The following is a 21,139-nucleotide window of genomic DNA, read 5'->3' as shown; positions in this document are numbered from 1 at the left end:
ATCCCCATTTATGTATCCCTTGTCGCGGGAGCCCTTCCACCAGATGGATCAATCCCACTTCCGAAGCCGGATGATCCCTCCCGAAGAGCGAATTTTGCCCGGTAATGGCGATCATCGTGCGGGTTGATGACCTGGTGAGGCCGCAGGCGCAAAGGATCCGGGGCGACGGGGGGATGCCGGGGGGCGGGGAGCGCGGGGACGGGGCGGGCGTGGCGGGCAGAGGGTGACGTGGCAATCACCGATATCAGTGGCGGGGGCGATGTGACGCGCTTAGGGTCGTTCACAAGGGCTTCTCCCGGATGGCACAGGACGGATGACCTAGGGTTCGTCCCGTGGAGAGATCAGCCGAGCCCGTCTGCCAGCGTTGACCGACAGGTGACAAGCGCCCTATGACCGAGCCGACCCCGAGAACCCGTGGATCAGACAGGACCCGTGAGGTCATCGTGGAGACGGCCCTGCGGCTCTTTCGCGAGCGAGGGTACGAGGCGACCACGATGCGGGCCATCGCCGCCGAGGCCGGAGTGTCGGTGGGCAACGCCTACTACTACTTCGCCTCCAAGGAGATCCTGGTCCAGTCGTACTACGACCGGGCGCAGACCGAGCACGAGGCCGCGTGCGAGAAGCTCCTGGCCACCGAGCGCAGGTTCGCCGCGCGGCTGGAAGGGGTGCTGCGGGAGTGGGTACGGGTCTCCGAGCCGTACCACGAGTTCGCGGTGAAGTTCTTCAAGCACGCCGCCGAGCCGGACAATCCGCTCAACCCGTTCAGCGCCGAGTCCTCGCCCTCCAGGGAGGCGTCGATCGGGATCTACCGGCGGGTCGTGGAGGGCTCCTCCGACCGCATCGACGCCGAGCTCAGGGCGGAGCTGCCAGAACTGCTCTGGCTGATGTCGATGGGCGTCGTGCTGTTCTGGGTGCACGACCACTCCGAGGGATGCCGCAGGACGTACCGCCTCATAGAGCTCACCGTGCCGCTGGTCGACCGCCTGGTCGGACTCTCGCACCTGCCCGGCCTGCGCGGGGTCGCGCGTGACTTCATCGCGGGGCTCCACGAACTTCGCGAGTGAATCCGGGGAGAACCCAGGAAGAACCGTATCCGACTGATTACCCTGAGTGGTCGGTTCGATGACGGGTTCAAGGGAGTCCCATGGGTTGGGTAGCCGTGCTGGTGGTTCTGTCCGTCGCGCTCACGCTGATCGCGTTCCGCGTTCTCAGGAGAAAGGGCCGGGAGGACGAGGAGCACGGGGCGTCGTCCGTCGGCTTCTCGGCCAACCTCGCCCTCGCCGTCTACCTGCTGGTGCTGGCCTACGCGGCCGTCCTGTGCAGGGACGGCCTGTCGGTCACGGAGGCCGACGTGCAGGCCGAGGCCGAGAGCCTCACCGAGATGTACTGGGCGGTGGCGCCCATTCCCGAGGCCGCGCCCGTCAGGACGCAGATACGGCAGTACACCGCGCAGAGCATCGATCTCGACTGGCCGCTCATGGCCGGGAAGACCATGTCCCCCATCCCCGGGCAGACGCTCGCCGAAGCGCGGACCACGCTGCTCCGGCTCCGGCCGGTCGGCGACGAGGGCAGGAACCTGCAGCAGGACGCGCTCGACAGGGTCTCCGAGATCTCGCACGCCCGGATCATCAGGGGTGACGACGCGGGCACCGGTCTGGAGAGCATCTTCGTGATCTCACTGATCGTCTCCGGCCTGCTGGTGATCGCCCTGCCCTGGACGCTCGGGGTGCGGCCCTCGTCCTCGTCGATCATCGCCGATGTGGTGCGGGTGAGCGTGGTCGTCATCGGCGTGTGCTTCATCATCCTGATCAGCCACCCGTTCAGCGGTCTCGGCGCCGTCGGGCCCGACGCCTTCCAGGCCGCGCAGCGGGAGTACGACCACATCGACGGGCGCTTCCCGGCCCAGCCGTGACCGGACGTGCCCCGCGCTCTCCGGGCCCGCGGGAGGATCGTCTCCTCCCGCGGGCCCGGCCGGGTGTTACCTGTGGGTTCTGCCGTTGAGGGCGGCGACGGCGGTCACCGAGATCACGCCGGTGAACATGACCACCAGCACCAGCGTGCGGTCGGTGCCCTTGCGCCGCGCGGCATAGCGGTCCAGCACCAGCCGCTGCCGTACCAGAGGGGGCAGCGAAGGCGTCCGGGCCGAGGGCCTGGGACGGGGCGTACGGGTCCTGGACGGCGTCGGGGTGGCGGAGGCCTCCGGGACGACCGAGACCGGCGCGGCCGGGGGCACGGGCACGGGCCGGGACGGGACCGGCGCGGGTGAGGAGGATCGCGGAGGGGAGGAGGAGGGGGACGGGGAGGGCGCCGGCGGTGACGCCGTGGGAGGCCCCGGCTTCTGCTCGGGCTCCGGTTCGGGCTTCGGCTCGGTTTTCGGGCCGGTTTTCGGGTCGGGGACGAGGCCGGGCTTGAGGTCCGGCTTGGTGTCGGGGTCGGGGCCGGGCTTGGTGTCGAGGTCGGGCTCGGGGTCGGCTCCGCGGTCGGCTCGGGGGTCGAGGCCGGGGCCGGATGTGGGGGCGAGGTCCGGTTTCGGTGCGGCGACGGCCGGTCCGTTCACCGACGGCCGGTTCGCGACGGCGCCCTTCCCGGCCTGGTCCCTCCCGGCCTGGTCCCTCCCGGTCGGGCCTTTCCTGGACAGGCCTTTCCCGGACAGGCCGGCCACCAGGTCCTTCAAGGGGTCGCCGACCAGGTCCTTGAGGGGACCGGCCGGTCGCGTTCTCCAGGGAAGATGCCCCTGCCCTCCTGGCCGGGGCGCGGCCGTTCCCGTCGGCGCGGGCGCGACGGGGTGGCCGGGTCCCGACCGCGTCCCGTGGGCGGTGGCGGACCGTTCAGGCCCCCCTTCCGTCCGGGACGGCCGCCGTCCGGCGTCCGGGTGCGAGAGGTCGCCCGCCACCCGCGACGACGCCCCGCGGCGGGCCGGTCTCATCCCCGCGCCCGCCTCCGTGCCCCGTCCGGGCCCATGCCGTCCCGCCTCCCGCTCCCCGGCGGGCCCGGCGTCCGGACCGGGAGTGCCGTCCGGACCGGACGCGCTCCCCGGGGTGGGCGCCGAGAGCGGGGGCCCTCCGTGGCGCGGGGGCACCGCGACCGGCCGCCCGGCGTGCCCGGCCCGTCCGACGTACCGGGTGACCTGCGGGCGGGGTGGTCCGGTGCCGTCCCCGGCCCGGGAGACCGGGGCCGGGACAGCCGGGCCGGAAAGGGCCGTGGTCGAGAAGAGGGGGGCCGCCCCGGCCAGCAGGGGGACCGCCACGCAGGTCGCGAGACCGGCCGCGCTGAGCAGGCCACGCCGTTGGTTCCTCCGCCGATGCTTCATCACCCGACGTTTCTAACATCATACGGAGAGTGATGGGAGGGTAAGCGGCTGGTCCGTTCTCCGTATCGGATCGGTCGTCATACCGTCCGGTTGGTACGGTGATCCCCTTGACGTCCCCCGGAGCGGGTGCGGCAAGCTGGACCAGAATGTCGTTCTAGGGAGGCAGCTCCCGGACGGCGACCACCGACCGGGAGGCGGCACGATGACCACGGGCCCACGCTGGGGGATGACGATCCCCTTCTACGACCGTTCACTGGCCGACTCCAGGGACCTGGTCGGCGAGCTGCCGGGGCTCGGGTACACCGACGCCTGGTCCGCCGAGGTCAACGGCGTCGACGGCTTCGTGCCGCTGGCGATGACCGCAGAGTGGGCCCCCGGCCTGCGGCTCGGCAGCGCGATCGTCCCGGTCTCCACCCGCGGTCCCGGCCTGCTCGCCATGTCCGCGGCCACCCTCGCCGACCTCGCCCCCGAACGCTTCGTGCTGGGCATCGGGGCCTCCTCCCCGGCCATCGTGGAGCGCTGGAACGCCGGGGAGTTCGTCAAGCCCTTCGCCAGGACCCGGGACACGCTGCGGTTCCTGCGCAGCGCCCTGGCGGGCGAGAAGGTCACCGAGCGGTACGAGACGTTCGAGGTCAAGGGCTTCAGGCTGGAGCGGGCGCCCCGGATACCCCCGAAGATCGTGCTGGCCGCGCTGCGCCCCCGGATGCTGCGCCTGGCCGCCGAGGAGGCCGACGGCGCGATCACCAACTGGCTCTCCCCGCAGGACGTGCAGAAGGTCCGGGCCGAGATCGGCCCGGAGACCGAGCTGATCGCCCGGCTGTTCGTGTGCGTCAGCGAGGACGCCGCGAAGGTGCGCGAGCTCGGCCGCCGGATGCTCGCGGGGTACCTCACCGTCCCGGTGTACGCGGCCTTCCACGACTGGCTGGGGCGCGGCGAGGTGCTGCGGCCGATGCACGAGGCCTGGGCGGCCGGTGACCGCCAGGCGGCGCTCAAGGCCATCCCGGACGAGGTCGTGGACGACCTCATCGTGCACGGGGACGCCGCCACCTGCCGGGCCAGGATCCGGGAGTATGTGCGCAACGGCCTGAACACCCCCGTCCTCGCCCCCATCCCCGGCGGCGAGGTCTCGATCGCGCAGGCCGTACGAGATCTGGCCCCCGCGAAGGAGTGAGGCGTTGCACGAGGTGCTGAGGCTGGACGCGACCGGGCAGGCGCGCGCCGTACGGGAGGGGAAGGTCTCGGCGAGGGAGCTCGTCGAGGCGGCGATCGCCCGGATCGAGTCCCGTGACGGCGCCGTCAACGCGGTGGTGCACCGCAGGTTCGAGCGGGCCCTGAAGGAGGCGGACGACGTCGCGCCCGGCGCCCCCTTCGCGGGGGTGCCGACGCTGCTGAAGGACCTGGGCTGGGCCATGGAGGGGGAGCCCTACCGCGCGGGCTCGCGCGTCCTGGACGGGATGACGACCAGGCGGGACGGGTACGCGGTGGCCAAGCTGCGCCGGGCGGGCTTCGTCGTGCTGGGGCGCACCAACACCCCGGAGTTCGGGACCGCGATCACCACCGAACCGGTGGTCTCCGGTCCCACCCGCAATCCCCACGACCCGCGCTACAGCAGCGGGGGGTCCAGCGGCGGGTCCGCCGCCGCCGTGGCGGCGGGCATGGTCGCGGTGGCCGCGGCCAGCGACGGCGGCGGGTCCATCCGGATCCCGGCGAGCATGTGCGGGCTGGTGGGCCTCAAGCCGAGCAGGGGCCGCGTCAGCTCCGGTCCGTCGGCGGGCGAGCCCTGGGCGGGGTTCTCGGCCTCCGGCATGCTCTGCCGTACGGTCAGGGACGCCGCGGCGACCCTCGACGTGATCGCCGGGACGATGCCGGGCGACCCGTACGGCGCACCGGCCTGGCGGCGCCCGCTCGCCGAGGAGGTCGGCGCCGACCCCGGGCGGCTGCGGATCGGCTTCCTGACGGCGCACCCGGACGGGAGCGCCCCGCCCGACGCCGACCTGGTGGCCGCGGTCACCGGGGCCGCCGGGCTGCTGGAGGCGCTGGGCCACCACGTCGAGCCGGGAGGGCCTTCGGCGCTCGCCGACGAGGACTTCGCCCGGCACTTCGGCACGATCGTGGCCGCGCACGTGGCCGCCGACCTGGACGAGGTCGGACGCTGGCGCGGCAGGCCGGTGGAGCCGGAGGAGATGGAGGAGCGCAACCGGATCCTGGGCGCGGCGGGCCGGGGGCTCGGGGTGGTCGGCTACCTGGCCTCCCGCGACTGGATCGACGCCTTCCGGCGGCGGATGGCCGCCTGGTGGGAGGCCCACGACCTGCTGCTCACGCCCTCCCTGGGGGTGGCGCCGTTCCGCCTGGGCTGGCTGCCGCCCGACGACGTCAGCACCGCGCCGGGCCGCACCCGCCGCGCGGTGGCGTTCACCTCGCCCGTCAACGCGACCGGGCAGCCCGCGATCTCGCTGCCGCTGCACCACACCGCGGACGGCCTGCCGGTGGGCGTGCAGCTGGTCGCCGCCGCGGGGCGGGAGGACCTGCTCGTCCGGGTGGCAGCCCAGGTCGAGGCGGAGCGTCCCTTCGCGCACCCGGCGTCGGCCTGACGGGCAGCCCCGGTCACCTGACGGTGGCGTACCCCGTGCCGGCCTGTGACGAGGGCGCCCGACGCCGGTGCACCCGGCACCGGGCCGACGCGCGCCCGGCACCGGCCGGGCGGGCCGTTTCCCGGGGACGCCACAGGCGACGCGCGCTCCGGGAACCCACCGGGAAAGTCACGCGTTATATCGTGAAATGGCGGGGTAGTACGCCGCCAGGCGAACGTGCTTCCAAGGAGGACTTCCCATGGTGAAGGCGGCGCGCGCGGCACAGGTGTGGCGGACGTACCGGAGTGTGTCGCAGCCGGGTTCCCCGGGGCTCGGCGACCGGCTCAAGGCCCTGCCCAGGATGATCGGCGCGGTCATGCACGGACAGTACCCGGGGATGAGCAAGGGCAAGCTGGCCATGATGGGCATGGGCGTGCTCTACATCCTCTCCCCGGTGGACGTCATCCCGGAGTTCTTCCTGCTCCTGGGGGTGGCCGACGACTTCGGGGTCTTCCTGTGGCTGATGGGCTCCCTGCTCGGCGAGGGCGGGCGCTACGTCGACTGGGAGCGCGAGCAGGTGCACCGGCAGGTCACAGTCGCTCCATCCTGAGCCAGGCCCGCGAGGGCAGCGGGTGGCCGAACAGGCGGGCGGCGTTGCCGTAGGCCACCCGGGCGATGTCGGCGGGCGGCAGGCTGCCCAGGTTCGTCGCGACGGCCTGCTGGGTGTCGGGCCAGGTGGAGTCGGAGTGCGGGTAGCCGCTCTCCAGCAGCACGTGCTCCAGCCCGACGGCCAGCCGCACGCCGGACAGCGCGTGGTCGTTGAGCGTGCCGAAGAAGAAGTTCCTGCGCAGGACCTCGCTGGGCTTGAGCCCGCCCTCCCACGAGGCCTCGCCCGCGACCGGGTGGTCGAGCGCGTAGTCGGCCCGCTCCGCCAGCATCGGCAGCCAGCCCACGCCCCCCTCGACGATGAGGATGCGCAGGGCGGGGAAGCGCAGCGGGATGCCCGACCAGAGCCAGTCGGCGCAGGCGAACATCGCGCTCGCCGGCATCAGCGTGGTGATCGCCTCGATCGGGGTGTCCGGTGACGGGACCGGTGCCCAGGAGCCCGCGCCGGCGTGCAGGCAGATCACGGTGCCGGTCTCCTCGCAGGCCTGGAAGAACGGGTCCCAGTGGTCGCCGTGGATGGACGGCAGGCGCAGCCGGGTGGGGAACTCCGGGAAGAGCACCGCCTTGAACCCGCGGGCCGCGTTGTCGCGGATCTCCTTCGCGGCCACCTCGGGGTCGGTCAGCCAGGGCAGCTGCAGGGCGATGATCCGCTCCGGGTAGGTGCCCGCCCAGACCTCCACGTGCCAGTCGTTCCACGCGCGCATGACCGACAGGCCCAGCTCCTGGTCGCGGGTCTTGGCGAAGACCATGCCGGCCTGCCCGGCCAGCATGCCGGGGAAGCAGAGCGCGGCCCAGACTCCGGCGCGGTCCATGTCCTCGATCCGGGCCTCGACGTCATGGCAACCGGGACGCATGTGCTCGAACCGGACCGGGTCCAGCGTCCACTGCTCGCGGGGCAGGCCGGCGCCCACGTCGAGCCCGGCGCACGGGTAGGTGGCCCCGCCGTAGCGCCAGACCTGGTGGCCGGAGTCGGTCTCGACCACCTTGGGGGCGAACTCGGCGTACTTCTCGGGCAGCCGGTCGTCGAACATGTCGGGCGGCTCGATCAGGTGGTCGTCGGCCGAGATGATCACATAGTCCCGCCGCCTCGGCTCGGGGTCGGGGAGCAGCGGCGTAGTCACGCGGTCAACCGTATGACGCTGGAATAACACTCATCAAGCCGCAAGGTCTCCGCTTGGTATCTCTGTCCTTCTCGCGAGGTCCCCGCGAGGTCCCCGCGAGGTCCCCGCGAGGTCCTCGCGAGCCGTCCCGCCGGGCCCGCCGGAGGTCCCCGGGACCACCGCACGCAGAAGGCGGCGGCCCCGGGGGGACGGGCCCGCCGGAGGGTGCTGCCCGTGGCGGGCCCTGATCGCGGACTACCCGGAGATCTCCCGGACATCCGGATCCTCCAGAAGATGCCTCCTGAGAGCGGGCGCGACACCGTCGTCCATCCCGAGGGCCCGCGCGCAGTAGTCCGGCACCGGACCCAGCTCGGCCAGGAAAAGGCGCATCGCCTCGGCGGGCGCGTGGCCGTACCCGTCCCAGGGCAGCGGCTCGCCCGGGTGCTCGCGCTCCCAGTACGCGACCATCTGGGATCTGGCCAGCCCGGTCAGCGCGTAGTCGTCGACCACGTCCTCCTCGGGCACCCCCAGCAGCCGCAGGACCAGCGCGACGAGCACCCCCGTGCGGTCCTTGCCCGCGGCGCAGTGCACCACGACGGGCGCGTTGTCCGCGTCGGCGATGACCTCGAGCGCGGTGGCGAGCTCGGCCCGCCCGTCCCGGGACACCTCCAGGTAGCGGTCGGCGAAGAACCTGGCGATCCCGGCCTCGGGGCTGTAGTCGTCCCGGACGTTCCAGAACCGGTGCTCGACCGAGAGGTTGTGGTAGCGCGGGCCGTGCGGGGCCCGGCCGCGGCGCTCGATCTCCTCGGGGTGGCGCAGGTCGATCACGGTGCGCACGCCGAGCGCGTGGAAGCGGTCGAGGTCCTCGCCGGAGAGCAGGTGCAGGGAGGCGGACCGGTACAGCCGCCGCCAGCGCACCCGCAGCCCCTCGTCCGTCCGGTAGCCGCCCACGTCGCGGAAGTTGTGCAGCCGCGCGAACTCGATATGCCGGGTCACGCCCCCTAACCTATTCAACGGCGGGTGTCGGGGACGGGGGCGGCGGATGCGCGTGGTGGTTCCGGTACGGGAGGACGTGCCCTTCGGGGTCCGCCTGGCGCTGTTGTTCGTGCTCGCCCTCTCCACGGTGATCGTCCACCTCAACCAGGCGCCCGTGCTGCGCCCGGCCGAGGAGCTGATCTCCGACCTGCGGGCGGGCGGGGTGAGCAAGGTGGTCCACGACCGCGACTGGCCCGCCTACGGCACGCTGACCTGGTCCCACGGGCCGCTGTCCTGGACCCAGGCCCGCTTCGACCAGCCCGACGACGTCTGGGACCCCGAGACCACCCGGCTGGACCGCGAGGCCCTGCAGCGCCGCCAGGAGGCGTTCCTGGCCCGGGTGCGCGCCGCCGCCGACCCGTCGGTGGAGATCGTGCGCACCGAGGGGTCCCGGGGAGCCGCCCTCCTGGCGGGCTCGCCCGCCTACGAGCGGTGGTGGAAGCCCTTCGCGCCGGTGGCGGTGACGGCCGAGGCGCTGACCTGGCTGCTCATGCTCGCCCGGCCGAACCCGCGCTACGCCAGCCGCTGGGCCTGGTTCTGGATGTTCCTCACCGGCGGCTCGCTCCTGTACGTCCTGCTGGAGCCGCGCCCGCTGTGGCGGGGACCGTACGAGATGCCGTCATCCGCGCCGGAGAGGCTCGACGGGACACGGGGGTTCGCGATCGCGGTGGCGGTCCTGTTCGGGACGGCGATGGTCAACGCCTGACCGCGGCCCGCCGGGGCCCGGTCCTCTCATCGAGGGCAAGGTCGTCGATCGGCCGCCGTCCCCGATGAGAGGAGCGGCGGCACCGCGACCGGGATGGCGGCAGCGGAGCCACCCCGGCCGCGCGATCGACCGGCCTCGTCACGGGACCTGTCCGGATCCGCCCGGACGGGATCGTGCCGTGACGATCAGCTCCCGAAGATCAGGTACAGGTCCCAGCCGCCGTTCTTGGCCTGGCACCGGTAGTCGTCGGCCCCGCCGGGGTTGTGGGGCCACAGGTACTCCTCGCCCACGGCGACGCACTCGGCGTGGACGCGGTAGTGGCCGTGGTACTGCCAGTAGTCCATCGCCTTCGCCGTCGTGCCTGCGGCGGCCTGGCCGGCCGGCGCGGCGGACGCCACTCCACCGGTGAGCGCCAGGGCCGCGGTCGCGACCACTCCCACCGCCAGCGCGCGCATACGGGTTCTCACTGGAAGACCTCCCTGGGGTACGGCCATCGTTGATCCATTCATTGAATGGAAGATTCCGTTACCCCGCAAGAGGCTGGACCGTTACCTTGGAAAGGGCTTTCCCAACAGGGGCCCCGACGCGCGGGAAAAGCCCCGGACGGGCGCTCTCCTACGGCACCGGAGACGTCTCGGACGCGGAGTCCCGGCCGGTTCCCCCGGGCGCGGGATCCCGCCCCGTCCCGGCGTCCCGGCCGGACTCGGGGCCGTCGGAGCCGGAGCCGGAGGCAGGACCGGAGCCGGGGCCGGAGGCAGGACCGGAGCCGGAGCCGGAGGCAGGACCGGAGCCGGAGCCGGAGGCAGGACCGGAGCCGGAGCCGGGGCCGGGGCCGGGGCCGGTCGGTGTGGCGGCCGCGGCCTTGAGGTCGGCGGCCTCCCTGCGGATCAGCAGCGCCCAGCCGCCGACCGCGACCCCGATGAACAGCCACCACTGCACGCTGTAGGCGAGGTTGAGCCCGCCTCCCCCGCCGACGTCCGGCGGCGGGACGGGCGCGGGCGCGGAGGCCGCCCCGGGCGTCTGCTCCACCAGCTCGACGTACCCGCCCAGGAGCCGGTACGGCAGGCGGCGGCCGATCGCCGCGGTGTCGATCAGCAGCACCTGGCCCGCGGGCAGCCCCGCCCGGTCGCGGATGCCCGAGCTCTCCTCGGACTCGGCGGGACGTAGCCTGCCGGTGACAGTCACCTCACCCGGGGGCGGCGGGGGCACCGGGGGGACGGAGTCGGCCGTGGCGCCCGCCTTGATCCAGCCCCGGTTCACCAGCACGCCGGTGCCGTCCCCGACGACCAGCGGGGTCAGCACGTAGAAACCGACCATCCTGTCCTGGGTACGGCGCCTGACCAGGAGCGACGCGCCCGTGTCGTACGTTCCCCGGACCGTGACGGCGCGGTGGCGGTCCCGGGCCGCGACGGTACCGCCGGGTGAGGTGAGCTCCCGTACGGGGACCGGAGGGGCGGTGAGGTTGGCGGTGGTCCGGTCGCTGCTGGCGGACCGTTCCTCGAAGCGCCCGAACTGCCACTGGCCCAGGAACAGGAAAGCGGGGATGACCAGCAGCACCACCACGTGGAGAGCCAGCCATCGGGGAGTCAGCAGGAACCGGTACACGCACCCAAGGGTAGGCACCGCGGGCACCGCCCTGTCCTTCGCGTGGGCCTTTGGGGCGACCGGGTGTGCCGTAGGGCGTAGTAGGGTGCCCGGAATCGCTGGATCGTTGGATGTCATGGAAAGGTTCGCCGGACACTCCGGACATCACATACGGTCGGGTGAGATCTCCCCCGGGACGTTCCATCACCTCCGGAGTCCGCCCCTGATGACCGTGCTCATGTCCGCCCCCGTGACTCCGCTCGTCCTTCCCCGTATCGGCCCCCTGCTGCGGCACGCCGCCCCCAGGGTGTTCGAGAGCATGATCCTTCCCGTCCTGGTCTTCTACGTCGCGCTGCTCTTCGCCGACGCCGGTGTCGCGCTGGGCGTGGCGGCGGCCTGGGTGTACGGAGGGGTCGCCTGGCGGCTGGTCAGGGGCGGCGAGGCGCCCGGCACGCTGCTGCTGGCGGCCGGCACGATCACCGTGAGGGTGGGGCTGGCCGTGGCGACCGGCAACCCCATCGTGTTCTTCCTGCAGCCCTGTCTCGGCGTGTTCTGCGTGAGCATGGGCTTCCTGCTCACCGCGCCGTTGCGGCGGCCGCTGATCCGGCGGGTGGTGGCCGACCTGGTGCCGCTGCCCGACCACGTGACCGAGCACCCGCGGATGCGGCGCTTCTTCGTACGGCAGTCGGTGCTGTGGGGGGGCGCGCAGCTGCTCAACGCGGTGCTGAGCCTGTGGCTGCTGCTCAGCCAGAGCCTGCAGACCTACCTGGTGGTCCGCACCTCGGTGGTCGCGGTGCTTCTGGGCGGAGCGGCGCTCGTCTCGGTGCTCAGCTTCCGGCACTGCCTGCGCAGGCTGGACGGCATCGCTCCGCGTCCGGCGGACGCGGAGCCCCTCGCGGCGTGACCCCCGCCGACGGGCGCCTCCCGGTGTGATCCCTCAGAGCGTGACCCCTCGCGGGTGCCCCCCTCGCGGGTGCCCCCCTCGCGGGTGCCCCCCTCGCGGGTGACCGCCGCCGACGGGCCTCTCCCAAGGCGACTCCTCACGGCGCGACCTCGGCGGACGTGCCCGCCGGGGCCGGGGCGGTACGCAGCCCGGGGCCGGGAAGCGCGGTGACCTGCCTGGGGCCGGCGACCTCGTGTCCCTCGGCGCAGCGGAAGTACTGCTCGATCGGCGCGCCGCAGTCGCGGTGGGTGAGGAGCACCGGCGGGCCCTCGCTGTCGCTGAGGTACCGGTCGCCCCACTGCATCAGGCTCACCAGGATCGGATAGAGGTCCAGGCCCATCTGGGTCAGCCGGTACTCGTCGCGCTGCCGCTGGCCGGGTTCGCGGTAGGGGACCTTGCGCAGCAGTCCCGCCTCCACGAGCCGGGTGAGCCTGGCGCTGAGCACCTGCCGGGGCGCTCCGGTGGCGAGCTGCATGTCGGCGAAGCGCCGCACCCCGGCGAACGCCTCGCGCAGGACCAGGAACGTCCACTTCTCCCCGACGACACCCAGGGCGCGTTCGATCGAACAGTTCTCCAGCCGCAGGGGAAAGCCGCCGGGTGTCACCTCGCTCATGTGCGCATCGTAGGTCGCCATCACGCCACCTCCAATTATCGCTAAGTCTACTTGACATACCCAGCCCTTCGCGGAACTCTGAGTCCATGATGCGAACTCAGCCGGTGTCCCCGCGTTACGCCCCCGCGACGGCGGCCCCCGAAGGTGCCGGTGCGGCCGTCGTGGCACCGCCCGGCCAGGAGGCGACCGCGGGGTGCGGGCCGGACGCGGCGACGGCACCCGCGGGCATGACGACCGTGTCCGGAGTCGTGACGACCGCGCCGCAGCACGTGACGATCGCGTCCGGGGACGTGACGACCGTGCCCGGGGCGGCCGTGGGGATCCGGCCCGCGCGCCCTGAGGACGAGGAGCGGATCCGCCGCTTCCTGGCCGGCCTGTCGTCCCGCACCCGGATGCGGCGGTTCTTCACCGAGGTGCACCACCCCGGCGCCGGGTTCGTCAGGGCGCTCCTGGCGGTGGACGAGCGACGCGACGCGCTGCTGGCCCTGCACGGGGACCTGCTCGTCGGGCACGCCATGAGCTACCGGGGCCAGGAGACCGACATCGAGATCGCCGTGGTGGTGAGCGACGAGTGGCAGGGCATGGGGCTCGGCTCCCGCCTCGTCCGCACGCTGATGCGCCGGGCCGCGGCCAGGGGCGCCACGACGGTGGGGATGGACGTGCTCGGGGATAACCACACGGTACTGGCGATGATCCGCGGCATCTGGCCGGACGCGGCCATGCGCGCCTCCTCGGGCACGGTGGAGGTGACCGCCCGCGTCCAGGGCTGAGCGTGCCGGGGCCGGGTCAGGCCGGGCCGGGCCGGTGGTGGGCCCCCGGGCCGTCGGTCACCGCCCGCGACCGGCCGGGGCCGGGGGCGGGGGCGTGGCGATCCCCGGCCGGGGCCGGGGGCGGGGGCGCGATACGACGATCACGACGGTACGATCGACGTGGTCCACGCCGTTCCCCGGAGAGTTTGCGGAACAAGGTTCTGTTACCCCACCATTGGAACGTGAAGACCGCCAAGAACGGCCGTGACGGCCGCACCAGGATCGTCGAGGGTGCCCTCCGCCGGTTCAGCCAGGACGGGGTCTCGGCCACCACGCTGGCCAGCCTCCGCGAGGAGAGCGGCGTCAGCGTCGGCAGCTTCTACCACCACTTCGCCAGCAAGGAACACGTCTTCGGCGTCCTGTACGCCGAGACCCTGAACATGTACCAGGAGGCGTTCCTGGCCGAGCTGCAGCGCCACGAGGCCGCCAGGGACGGCATCGAGGCCATCGTCGCGCTGCACATGTCCTGGTGCGGCGAGCACCGGGAGCGGGCGCACCTGCTGATCAGCGAGCGGCCGCCCCGGCGTGAGGAGCCGGGCGGCACCGAGGTGTCGGAGTCGCGCAGGGCGTTCTTCCGGAAGGTCGCCGACTGGTGGCGCCCGCACATGAAGGACGGGCTGCTCCAGCCCGTCCACCCGACGATGTGCTACGTGCTGTGGCTGGGACCGGCCACCGAGATGTGCCGCCTGTGGTTCGCCGGGGCGCACCAGCCCACGTCCGAGGAGATCGCCGGCCTGTGCGAGGCGGCCTGGCAGAGCCTGCGGCAGCAGGGGGCCTGACCCCGGCCGGAACGTTCCCGGCCGGTGCCGGGGTCAGTGGGCGCCCACCAGCCGGCGCGTCCCCGTCGGCACCCGCCAGACCGCCTCGTCCAGCGAGATGTCCAGCCGCAGGTCCTCGCGCCGCCGACGCAGGCCGGGGACGCGCACCCGGTCGGAGACGTCGAACCCGCCGTGCCGCGCGTAGCCGAACCCCAGCTCCCCGGTGAAGACCCGCAGCTCGTCCTGGTTCCCGCACCGCGGGCAGGTCCAGGCGACCACGTCCTTGCCGCGGTGGTAGTTGTGGCAGGCGCGGAAGTACTCGTCGGGCCGGAAGCGGGACTCGCAGGCGAAGCAGGGGATCAGCATCATGGATCCTTTGGAACGGGTGACGCGGTCATACAGGAGTACTCCCCGGCACTTGAACCGCGCTTGCAGAACGCTTGTCCGGGTGGGTAACGGTCTCGTCACCGCGTCGTGCGGACGCGCCCGGTGCGAGGATTGGCCGGTGAACGATCTGCCGATCCGGCTCAGAGAACTCCTGCTCGAAACCGGCTACACCATCGACGGCGTCCGGGCGCGCCTCGGCGACGTCGCGGCCGGCGCCCTCGCCCGCGAGGAGACGGTGCCCGCCCTGCGCGCCACCGCCGACGGCGACCCGCTGGGCACCCTGATCCGGCTGTGGTGGCTCGGCGTCCCCGTCGACGGGCGCGCGATGCCCGCGGGGCCCTCGGTGGAGGAGCTGGCCGCGGCGGGCCTGGTCCGGGTCGAGGACGGCCGGGTCACCTCCACGGTGCACCTGCAGCCCTGGGAGACCGGCGGCCACCTCGTCTCCGACCGCAAGGTCAGGCCGGGTGACCCGGCCCTGCGCCCGGACCACGTCGTGGGCGCGGGCGGAGCCTCGGCCAACCTGGCCCAGCTCGCCTCCCGCCGCCCGGCCGGGCGCGCCCTGGACCTCGGCACCGGATGCGGGGTGCAGGTCCTGCACCTGGACGGCAGGGCCGAGGAGATCACGGCCACCGACGTCAACCCGCGCGCCCTGGAGCTGGCCCGCCTCAGCTGGGCGATCTCCGGGATCGACGGGGTCGACGCGCGGCAGGGCTCCCTGTTCGAGCCCGTGGAGGGCGACCGCTTCGACCTGGTGGTCTCCAACCCGCCGTTCGTGATCTCCCCCGCGGGACGGTTCACCTACCGCGAGTCGGGCCTGCACGCCGACGACTTCTGCCGCGAGCTGGTCCGGCGGGCGCCGCGCCACCTGGCCCCCGGCGGGACCTGCCACCTGCTGGCCAACTGGCTGCACGTCGCCGGCGAGGACTGGCGCGACCGGGTGGGCGGATGGCTCACCGGGACCGGCTGCGACGGCTGGGCGGTCCAGCGTGACGTCCAGGACCCCGCCGAGTACGTGGAGCTGTGGCTGCGCGACGCCGCCGAGCAGGGCACCCCGCGCCACCGCGAGCTCTACGACGAATGGCTGGCGTGGTTCGAGGCCGAGAACGTCACCGGGGTCGGCTTCGGCTGGATCACGCTGAACGACTCCGGGAGCCTGGACCCGGTCGTCCGGGTGGAGGAGTATGCCCTGCCGGTGGAGCTCCCGGTCGGCGGATACGTGGACCGGGTGCTGGAGGCGGTCACCACGGCGCACCGGCTGACCGACGCCGAGCTGCTGGACGCCCGGCTCGCGCTCGCCGACGGGGTGGTGGAGGAGCGGATCGGCCCGCCCGGCGCCGAGGACCCGGCGCGGATCGTGCTGAGGCAGACCGCCGGGCTGTGCCGCAGCGTGCGGGTCGGAACCGTCGAGGCCGCCCTCGCGGGGGTCTGCGACGGTGACTATCCACTGGGCCCGCTGCTCGCCGCGATCGCGGAACTCACCGGCGAGGACCCCTCCGACCTGCGGGCCAAGGCTCCGGCGGCGCTCCGCCCGCTGATCGCGGAAGGGTTTTTCCACATATCCACAGGGTGATCGTCCACAGGCTGTGGATATCGCGGCTAACGTCTGGCAATCGAACGTTGACCGCGGCCGGGCAGTCTGTTCGTCGTGGGGCACGGACCCGGGGGGTGAGGGGTCCGTGCCACGTTCGGCCGGCCGTCCCAGTGAGGCGGCCGATCCGCGGGCGACGTACCGGACAACCGGGCCCCCTACACGTCGCCCGAGGTCCAGACGGCCGGCCGGACGCCCACGCCCATCGGGGGCCGTACGGCCTGACGTCAAGGGAAGAGCCGTTGATCAATCACGTCTGGATGACACGTCTCGACGACGACCTGTACGACGACCTGCAGTCAGCGCTCGACCCGATCGTGCTCGACCCCGTCGTGCTCGATCCGGCCGTGCTCGACGCGGTCGCGCTCCAGCAGGAGGCGCAGGTCCTCGGCCTCGGGCGCCCCGAGCCTGGTGAACAGGTGGTGGGCCCGCTCCAGGCAGTCGCGACCCCGCCCGGCGTCGGCGGTTCCGGGGGCGCCGGCGCCGACGGCACCGCCGATGGCCTTGCCGAGCACCCATAGGGCCTGTGCCTCGCCGTAGGGGTGGCCGATCTCCCGGCTCACGGCCAGCGCCTGCTCGGCGTAGCGGACCGCGTCGGAGAAGCGGCCCGCGTGGATGAACGTCTCGGCCAGCCGGGAGCAGACCCGCTGCTCCCAGACGCGCTGGTCGCTGGCGCGGAAGAAGGCCAGGCACTCGGCGTGATGGTGCACCGCCTCGTTGAGCCGCCCGACCCGCGACAGGATCATCCCCAGGTGGTAGCGGGCCCTGGCGGTGCCCGCGCTGGAGCCCATTTCGATGAACAGCGCCAGTCCCCGCTCGGCGGCGGCGATCGCCTCCTCCGGCTGACCCAGGAAGAGGTGGTCGCGGGCGGAGTAGCTCAGCGTCAGGGCCTCCCCGCCCCGCGCCCCTGCCCTGCGGAACTCCTCGCGCGCCGCCTCGAACCAGGCGAGGGCCTCCCCGTGCCGCCGCATGCGCCCGGACACGACGGCCAGCGCGTTGAGCGCCTCGCCGGCCACGATGCGGTCGCCCCCGTCCGACAGCTCCAGTGAGAGCCGGAACTCCCTCTCGGCCTCGGTGAGCCGGTTCGCCCCGAACAGCACGCGTCCCAGCACGTACCGGCAGCGCAGCTCGCAGGGGGTGGCGTCGAGCTTGCGCGCGACGGCCAGCATCTCCCGGGCCCGGTTCTCGAACTCGCGGACGTGGCTTCCCGACTCCAGCAGCGGTTCCATGGCCAGCAGCAGGTCGGCGCCGGGCAGCAGCTCGCCGGGCTCGTCCGTGCAGATCACCTGGGCGATCGCGGCGAACAGCGACTCCGCCTCCACGGCCAGCCAGGCCACCGCCTCGTCGGCGGAGGAGAAGACGCGGCCGGACCCGCCGACCTCGATCCGGTCGGCGACCGTGCTGCCCTCGTAGGCCAGGCGGTGCGCCGAGCGCGCGGAGGCCAGGTAGAACTCCAGCAGCCGGCGCAGGGCCTTCTCTCCCTCGCCGCCAATGGTCACGCTCACCTCGGAGCCGCGCCGCCCCCCGTGCTCCACCTCGCCCCCGGCACAGCTCTCCTCGGTCGCGTCGGCGACCCGTTCCGCGGTACGGCGGGCGAAGAGCTTGAGCAGGTCGTGGAAGCGGTAGCGGCCGGGGGTGGGGGCCTCCAGCAGGCTGGCGTCCACCAGGGACTCCAGCAGGTCCTCGGTGTCCATCGGGTCCAGGTCGAGCAGCGCGGACGCGGCCTGCACCGAGATGTCCGTCCCGCCGGGCAGGGAGAGCAGCCGGAACGCGCGGGCCTGGGCGGGGGCGAGCTGGCCGTACCCGAGGGCGAAGGTCGCCTCCACCGCCAGGTCGCCCACCCGCATCTCGTCCAGTCGGCGGCGCTCGTCGGCCAGCCGGGCCACCAGCGAGGCGACGGTCCAGGACGGCCGGGAGGCCAGCCGGGCCGCGACGATCCGTACCGCGAGGGGCAGGAAACCGCAGGCGGCCACCACGTCCATGGCCGAGCCGCGCTCGGCCTCCACCCGGTCCGCGCCGGCGACCGTGCCGAACAGCGCGAGGGCCTCCTCCGGCTCCATGACGTCCAGGTCGACCAGCCGGGCCGAGGCCAGGTCGGCGAGCTTGCCGCGGCTGGTGACGATCGCCGCGCACCCGGTCGAACCGGGCAGGAGCTGGCTCACCTGGGCCGCGTCGCGGGCGTTGTCCAGCAGCACCAGCATCCGCCGGTCGGCCAGCAGCGAGCGGAACAGCGCCGACCGCTCGGCCAGGCCGTCGGGGAGGGCGTCACCGGGCAGGCCGAGCGCGCGCAGGAAGGCCGCCAGCACCGAGTCGGGCGCGGCGGGCGCCTCGCCGTACCCGCGCAGGTCGGCGTACAGCTGCCCGTCGGGGAACAGGTCGTGCACGGTGTGGGCGACGTGCACGGCCAGGGCCGTCTTGCCCACGCCGCCGATACCGGAGATGGCCGCCACCGGCACGCCCTCGGAGCCGTCCCGGGCCGACAGCAGGGTGCGCAGCCGGGCGATGATCTGGCGGCGCCCGGTGAAGTCGCTCGCGGCGGCGGGGAGCTGCGCCGGGCGCGGCAGCTCCGCGATCGGCGACGCGAGTCTCGCCTCCGGTACCGCCCGGTCCGCCGACGTCGCCGTGGGGAGACCGTCCCCGCGGTCCCCGGAGGCGCGTCCCGCCGCCGTCCCCGCCGTCGCCGCCGTCCTCGTCGTGCCCGGCTCGGGGCCGCGGGACGCGCCGCCGCCGCGCGCCTCGCGGGTCTCGTCCGTACGGCCCGCCGGGGCGGACGCGGACCGGCCGGCGCGGACGGGCATGAGGGACGGGTCGTCGTTGAGGATGCTCCGGTGCATGCTCGTCAGGTCGGGGCCGGGCTCGATGCCCAGCTCCTCGATCAGGGTGGCGCGGGTGTCGGCGAAGGCCGCCAGCGCCTCGGCCCTGCGCCCGCAGCGGTAGTAGGCCAGCATCAGCTGGGCACGGAGCCGCTCGCGCAGCGGGTGGTCGCCGACCAGCGCGATCAGGTCGGACAGGACGTCGGCGTGCCTGCCCAGCTCCAGGTCGAGGTCCATCAGGACCTCCAGCACGTTCATCCGGCGCTCGGTGAGCCGGCCGCGCTGGTGCTCGGCGTAGGGGCCGACCGCTCCCGCCAGCGGTTCGCCGGTGTGCAGCGCCAGGCACGCGCGCAGGCTCTCGGCGGCCCCGGCCAGGTTCCCCGCGCGGCGCGCGGACTCGGCCTCGGAGACGCCCCGCTCGAACAGCAGCAGGTCCAGGGTGCTCCCGTCCACGCGCAGCGCGTACCCCCTGCCGACGGAGGTCAGCAGCTCGGGACGGGTGCGCGGGGACCTGCCCGGCTCCAGCACCGAGCGCAGCCGGGAGACGTAGGTGCGCAGCGCGCCGAGCGCGCGGGGCGGGGCGTCCTCCCCCCAGATCGCGTCGATCATCTCGGCCGGGGTCACCGCCCGGCTCTCCCGCAGCAGGAGCATCGCCAGAATGGAACGTTGCAGGGGGGTGCCCAGATCGAGTTCGGTTCCCCCACGCCAGGCCCGGACGGGACCCAGTACGGCGAACCGCAGTCCGTCTTCGCCGTCCTGAACAGCCATTTCCTGAATCTCCGCCCCACCCGAAAGTTTTATGGGCAAATGATAGGTCCTTTCTTGCTTACCCCGCGGGTAGAGGCTTGCTTGTTCTCCCTCCCGTTGATTACACGTTGATCCGTTGTCAAGTCGCACTCGTCATGCTGAACACGTCGGGCATGGTCCCTACGGGGGCGGCCATGCCCGGCATGCCGTGACGGTTCTCCGGACGGGCGCGAAACCGGCGACGCGGACGGTGCGTATCCCGAAACGGCGTGTACGCGGGGGCGGGACGTCTCCGGAAGGGCACGTGGCCGAGGACGGCGCGTATCCGGGAACGGCATGTGGCCGGGGACCGGTGCGTATCCGGAACGGCGCGCGACCCGGAGGGCGCGTGTCAGGGAACGGCGCGGGCGCGCATCGGATCCGTACCCGGATATCGCAGGGCGTTTCACGCCCTCAAGTCACCCGAGCAGTTGTTTTTCCTTTATATGCATGATTAAAGATATTCATCCTTTTTGTCGTGGCCCGGTCCTCCGGCGTTTCCGCGCCACGGAACGCCACGGAACGCCGCGCCCGTGCGGCCCCTCTCCCGGTAACGTCGGCACGTGCCTCCCTCCTACGCGCTCGAACGGTTGCTGAACGACGGCGGATCCAAGCTGGTCGCCGGGGTGGACGAGGTCGGGCGCGGGGCCTGGGCCGGTCCGGTGGCGGTCTGCGCCGTGGTCACCGACCTGTCGGAGCCACCCGCCGGGCTCACCGACTCCAAGCTGCTCACCCCCGCCCGCCGTGCCGCCATGGCCGATGAGATCACCGCCTGGGCGGCCGGGATCGGCTACGGCGAGGCGTCCCACCGGGAGATCGACGAGCTGGGCATGACCGAGGCGCTGCGCAGGGCGGCGGGCAGGGCACTGGCCGAACTGCCCGTCAGGCCCGACGTGGTCGTCCTCGACGGCAGGCACGACTACCTGGGCGCCCCCTGGGCGGTGCGCTGCGAGATCAAGGCCGACCTGTCCTGTGTCTCCGTGGCCGCCGCGTCCGTGATCGCCAAGGTCCGCAGGGACGCCCACATGGCCTCGCTGGGACCGGACGCGTACGGGTTCGCGGCCAACGCCGGGTACCCCTCGCCGGTCCACCAGGCGGCCCTGGCCGAGCTCGGCCCGACCGAGCACCACCGGCTGTCCTGGTCCTACCTCGACGACCTGCCCCGGTGGCGGCACCTGAAGAGGCACCGCAACCCGCTGGCCGGGGAGGGCCAGCTCGACCTCTTCTGACGGACGCCTGCCCGGAGGCGGCGGTCACGATCGCCGGGACGAGGACGGACGCCGGGCGCCACCCGGGGACCAGAGCGCCACCGGGGACCGGGGCGCCACCCGGGGGACCAGGGCGCCACCGGGGGATCAGGGCGCCACCCGGGACCAGGGCGGCCTCGGAACCGGTGGTCACCGTCACCGCACCCGGGCGCCGAGCAGATCGCCCGGGGTGCTCCCCTGCTCTCCGCCCTCTCCGCCCTCCT

At 73.3% G+C, this 21,139-nt stretch carries 19 protein-coding genes; 11 read left to right on the top strand and 8 right to left on the bottom strand.

What is annotated here, in order from left to right; all coding sequences use genetic code 11:
- The first annotated feature begins 389 nt into the window (after window positions 1-389).
- Both ACIBCT_RS19150 and ACIBCT_RS19145 read left to right on the top strand, forming a co-directional pair.
- Window positions 390-1,064 (top strand): TetR family transcriptional regulator, encoded by a 675-nt coding sequence (locus ACIBCT_RS19150; protein ID WP_399190220.1) that lies wholly within the window; start codon window positions 390-392, stop codon window positions 1,062-1,064.
- Between the two features lie 80 nt (window positions 1,065-1,144).
- Window positions 1,145-1,912: a hypothetical protein gene (locus ACIBCT_RS19145; protein ID WP_399190218.1), complete on the top strand. Its 768-nt coding sequence runs from the start codon at window positions 1,145-1,147 to the stop codon at window positions 1,910-1,912.
- Window positions 1,913-1,978: 66 nt separating this feature from the next.
- Here ACIBCT_RS19145 and ACIBCT_RS19140 read toward each other — a convergent pair whose 3' ends face one another.
- A complete protein-coding gene (locus ACIBCT_RS19140) occupies window positions 1,979-2,239 on the bottom strand; it encodes a hypothetical protein (protein WP_399190216.1) in 261 nt (86 codons plus the stop codon).
- 1,273 nt (window positions 2,240-3,512) lie between these two features.
- Here ACIBCT_RS19140 and ACIBCT_RS19135 point away from each other — a divergent pair.
- The 3 genes from ACIBCT_RS19135 (at window position 3,513) to ACIBCT_RS19125 (ending at window position 6,490) form a co-directional block, all read left to right on the top strand.
- Window positions 3,513-4,481, top strand: coding sequence for an LLM class F420-dependent oxidoreductase (locus ACIBCT_RS19135; RefSeq protein WP_399190214.1), 969 nt, complete (start codon window positions 3,513-3,515; stop codon window positions 4,479-4,481).
- Between the two features lie 13 nt (window positions 4,482-4,494).
- The gene (locus ACIBCT_RS19130; protein WP_399190616.1) at window positions 4,495-5,901 is read left to right on the top strand and encodes an amidase; all 1,407 of its coding nucleotides are present in this window, start codon (window positions 4,495-4,497) and stop codon (window positions 5,899-5,901) included.
- A 238-nt stretch (window positions 5,902-6,139) separates the two neighbouring features.
- Entirely contained in the window at window positions 6,140-6,490 is a 351-nt protein-coding gene (locus ACIBCT_RS19125; RefSeq protein WP_399190212.1) for a YkvA family protein, read from the top strand.
- Here the strand turns inward: ACIBCT_RS19125 and ACIBCT_RS19120 are convergent.
- Window positions 6,471-7,667: an amidohydrolase family protein gene (locus ACIBCT_RS19120; protein ID WP_399190210.1), complete on the bottom strand. Its 1,197-nt coding sequence runs from the start codon at window positions 7,665-7,667 to the stop codon at window positions 6,471-6,473. The genes ACIBCT_RS19125 and ACIBCT_RS19120 overlap by 20 nt on opposite strands.
- A gap of 234 nt (window positions 7,668-7,901) precedes the next feature.
- Window positions 7,902-8,642: a tyrosine-protein phosphatase gene (locus tag ACIBCT_RS19115; protein ID WP_399190208.1), complete on the bottom strand. Its 741-nt coding sequence runs from the start codon at window positions 8,640-8,642 to the stop codon at window positions 7,902-7,904.
- 46 nt (window positions 8,643-8,688) lie between these two features.
- Here ACIBCT_RS19115 and ACIBCT_RS19110 point away from each other — a divergent pair, with 46 nt between their 5' ends.
- Complete coding sequence (locus tag ACIBCT_RS19110; protein WP_399190206.1) at window positions 8,689-9,387, top strand: hypothetical protein; 699 nt, start codon at window positions 8,689-8,691, stop codon at window positions 9,385-9,387.
- Window positions 9,388-9,572: 185 nt separating this feature from the next.
- Here ACIBCT_RS19110 and ACIBCT_RS19105 read toward each other — a convergent pair whose 3' ends face one another.
- Both ACIBCT_RS19105 and ACIBCT_RS19100 read right to left on the bottom strand, forming a co-directional pair.
- Window positions 9,573-9,854, bottom strand: coding sequence for a hypothetical protein (locus tag ACIBCT_RS19105; RefSeq protein ID WP_399190204.1), 282 nt, complete (start codon window positions 9,852-9,854; stop codon window positions 9,573-9,575).
- A gap of 148 nt (window positions 9,855-10,002) precedes the next feature.
- Window positions 10,003-10,992, bottom strand: a complete 990-nt coding sequence (locus tag ACIBCT_RS19100; protein WP_399190202.1) for an SURF1 family protein — start codon at window positions 10,990-10,992, stop codon at window positions 10,003-10,005.
- 217 nt (window positions 10,993-11,209) lie between these two features.
- Between ACIBCT_RS19100 and ACIBCT_RS19095 the strand changes: the two genes are divergently transcribed.
- Complete coding sequence (locus ACIBCT_RS19095; RefSeq protein WP_399190200.1) at window positions 11,210-11,875, top strand: VC0807 family protein; 666 nt, start codon at window positions 11,210-11,212, stop codon at window positions 11,873-11,875.
- Window positions 11,876-12,011: 136 nt separating this feature from the next.
- Here the strand turns inward: ACIBCT_RS19095 and ACIBCT_RS19090 are convergent, their stop codons facing one another.
- Window positions 12,012-12,527: a winged helix-turn-helix transcriptional regulator gene (locus ACIBCT_RS19090; RefSeq protein WP_399190198.1), complete on the bottom strand. Its 516-nt coding sequence runs from the start codon at window positions 12,525-12,527 to the stop codon at window positions 12,012-12,014.
- Between the two features lie 86 nt (window positions 12,528-12,613).
- Between ACIBCT_RS19090 and ACIBCT_RS19085 the strand changes: the two genes are divergently transcribed.
- Both ACIBCT_RS19085 and ACIBCT_RS19080 read left to right on the top strand, forming a co-directional pair.
- Complete coding sequence (locus ACIBCT_RS19085) at window positions 12,614-13,297, top strand: GNAT family N-acetyltransferase (protein WP_399190196.1); 684 nt, start codon at window positions 12,614-12,616, stop codon at window positions 13,295-13,297.
- Window positions 13,298-13,518: 221 nt separating this feature from the next.
- Window positions 13,519-14,115: a TetR/AcrR family transcriptional regulator gene (locus tag ACIBCT_RS19080; RefSeq protein WP_399190194.1), complete on the top strand. Its 597-nt coding sequence runs from the start codon at window positions 13,519-13,521 to the stop codon at window positions 14,113-14,115.
- 33 nt (window positions 14,116-14,148) lie between these two features.
- Here ACIBCT_RS19080 and ACIBCT_RS19075 read toward each other — a convergent pair whose 3' ends face one another.
- Window positions 14,149-14,463, bottom strand: a complete 315-nt coding sequence (locus tag ACIBCT_RS19075) for a hypothetical protein (protein WP_399190192.1) — start codon at window positions 14,461-14,463, stop codon at window positions 14,149-14,151.
- A gap of 136 nt (window positions 14,464-14,599) precedes the next feature.
- On the opposite strand from ACIBCT_RS19075, the gene ACIBCT_RS19070 reads away from it, so the two are divergent.
- A complete protein-coding gene (locus tag ACIBCT_RS19070; RefSeq protein WP_399190190.1) occupies window positions 14,600-16,051 on the top strand; it encodes a methyltransferase in 1,452 nt (483 codons plus the stop codon).
- A gap of 317 nt (window positions 16,052-16,368) precedes the next feature.
- Here ACIBCT_RS19070 and ACIBCT_RS19065 read toward each other — a convergent pair whose 3' ends face one another.
- The gene (locus ACIBCT_RS19065; protein WP_399190188.1) at window positions 16,369-19,650 is read right to left on the bottom strand and encodes an AfsR/SARP family transcriptional regulator; all 3,282 of its coding nucleotides are present in this window, start codon (window positions 19,648-19,650) and stop codon (window positions 16,369-16,371) included.
- A gap of 581 nt (window positions 19,651-20,231) precedes the next feature.
- Here ACIBCT_RS19065 and ACIBCT_RS19060 point away from each other — a divergent pair.
- Window positions 20,232-20,897, top strand: a complete 666-nt coding sequence (locus ACIBCT_RS19060; RefSeq protein WP_399190186.1) for a ribonuclease HII — start codon at window positions 20,232-20,234, stop codon at window positions 20,895-20,897.
- The last annotated feature ends 242 nt before the right edge of the window (window positions 20,898-21,139 follow it).

Source organism: Streptosporangium sp. NPDC050855 (assembly GCF_044456585.1).
Classification (GTDB): domain Bacteria; phylum Actinomycetota; class Actinomycetes; order Streptosporangiales; family Streptosporangiaceae; genus Streptosporangium; species Streptosporangium longisporum.
Note: the sequence above shows the minus strand (reverse complement) of the source record. Positions and strands in the feature narration are given on the sequence as shown.

Bases quoted from the DNA above. Each gene is read 5' to 3' on its own strand.
- ACIBCT_RS19095 (WP_399190200.1), top strand. From the start codon at position 11,210: ATGTCCGCCCCCGTGACTCCGCTCGTCCTTCCCCGTATCGGCCCCCTG.
- ACIBCT_RS19135 (WP_399190214.1), top strand. From the start codon at position 3,513: ATGACCACGGGCCCACGCTGGGGGATGACGATCCCCTTCTACGACCGT.
- ACIBCT_RS19125 (WP_399190212.1), top strand. From the start codon at position 6,140: ATGGTGAAGGCGGCGCGCGCGGCACAGGTGTGGCGGACGTACCGGAGT.
- ACIBCT_RS19110 (WP_399190206.1), top strand. From the start codon at position 8,689: ATGCGCGTGGTGGTTCCGGTACGGGAGGACGTGCCCTTCGGGGTCCGC.
- ACIBCT_RS19090 (WP_399190198.1), bottom strand. From the start codon at position 12,527: ATGAGCGAGGTGACACCCGGCGGCTTTCCCCTGCGGCTGGAGAACTGT.
- ACIBCT_RS19145 (WP_399190218.1), top strand. From the start codon at position 1,145: ATGGGTTGGGTAGCCGTGCTGGTGGTTCTGTCCGTCGCGCTCACGCTG.
- ACIBCT_RS19075 (WP_399190192.1), bottom strand. From the start codon at position 14,463: ATGATGCTGATCCCCTGCTTCGCCTGCGAGTCCCGCTTCCGGCCCGAC.
- ACIBCT_RS19150 (WP_399190220.1), top strand. From the start codon at position 390: ATGACCGAGCCGACCCCGAGAACCCGTGGATCAGACAGGACCCGTGAG.
- ACIBCT_RS19085 (WP_399190196.1), top strand. From the start codon at position 12,614: ATGATGCGAACTCAGCCGGTGTCCCCGCGTTACGCCCCCGCGACGGCG.
- ACIBCT_RS19065 (WP_399190188.1), bottom strand. From the start codon at position 19,650: ATGGCTGTTCAGGACGGCGAAGACGGACTGCGGTTCGCCGTACTGGGT.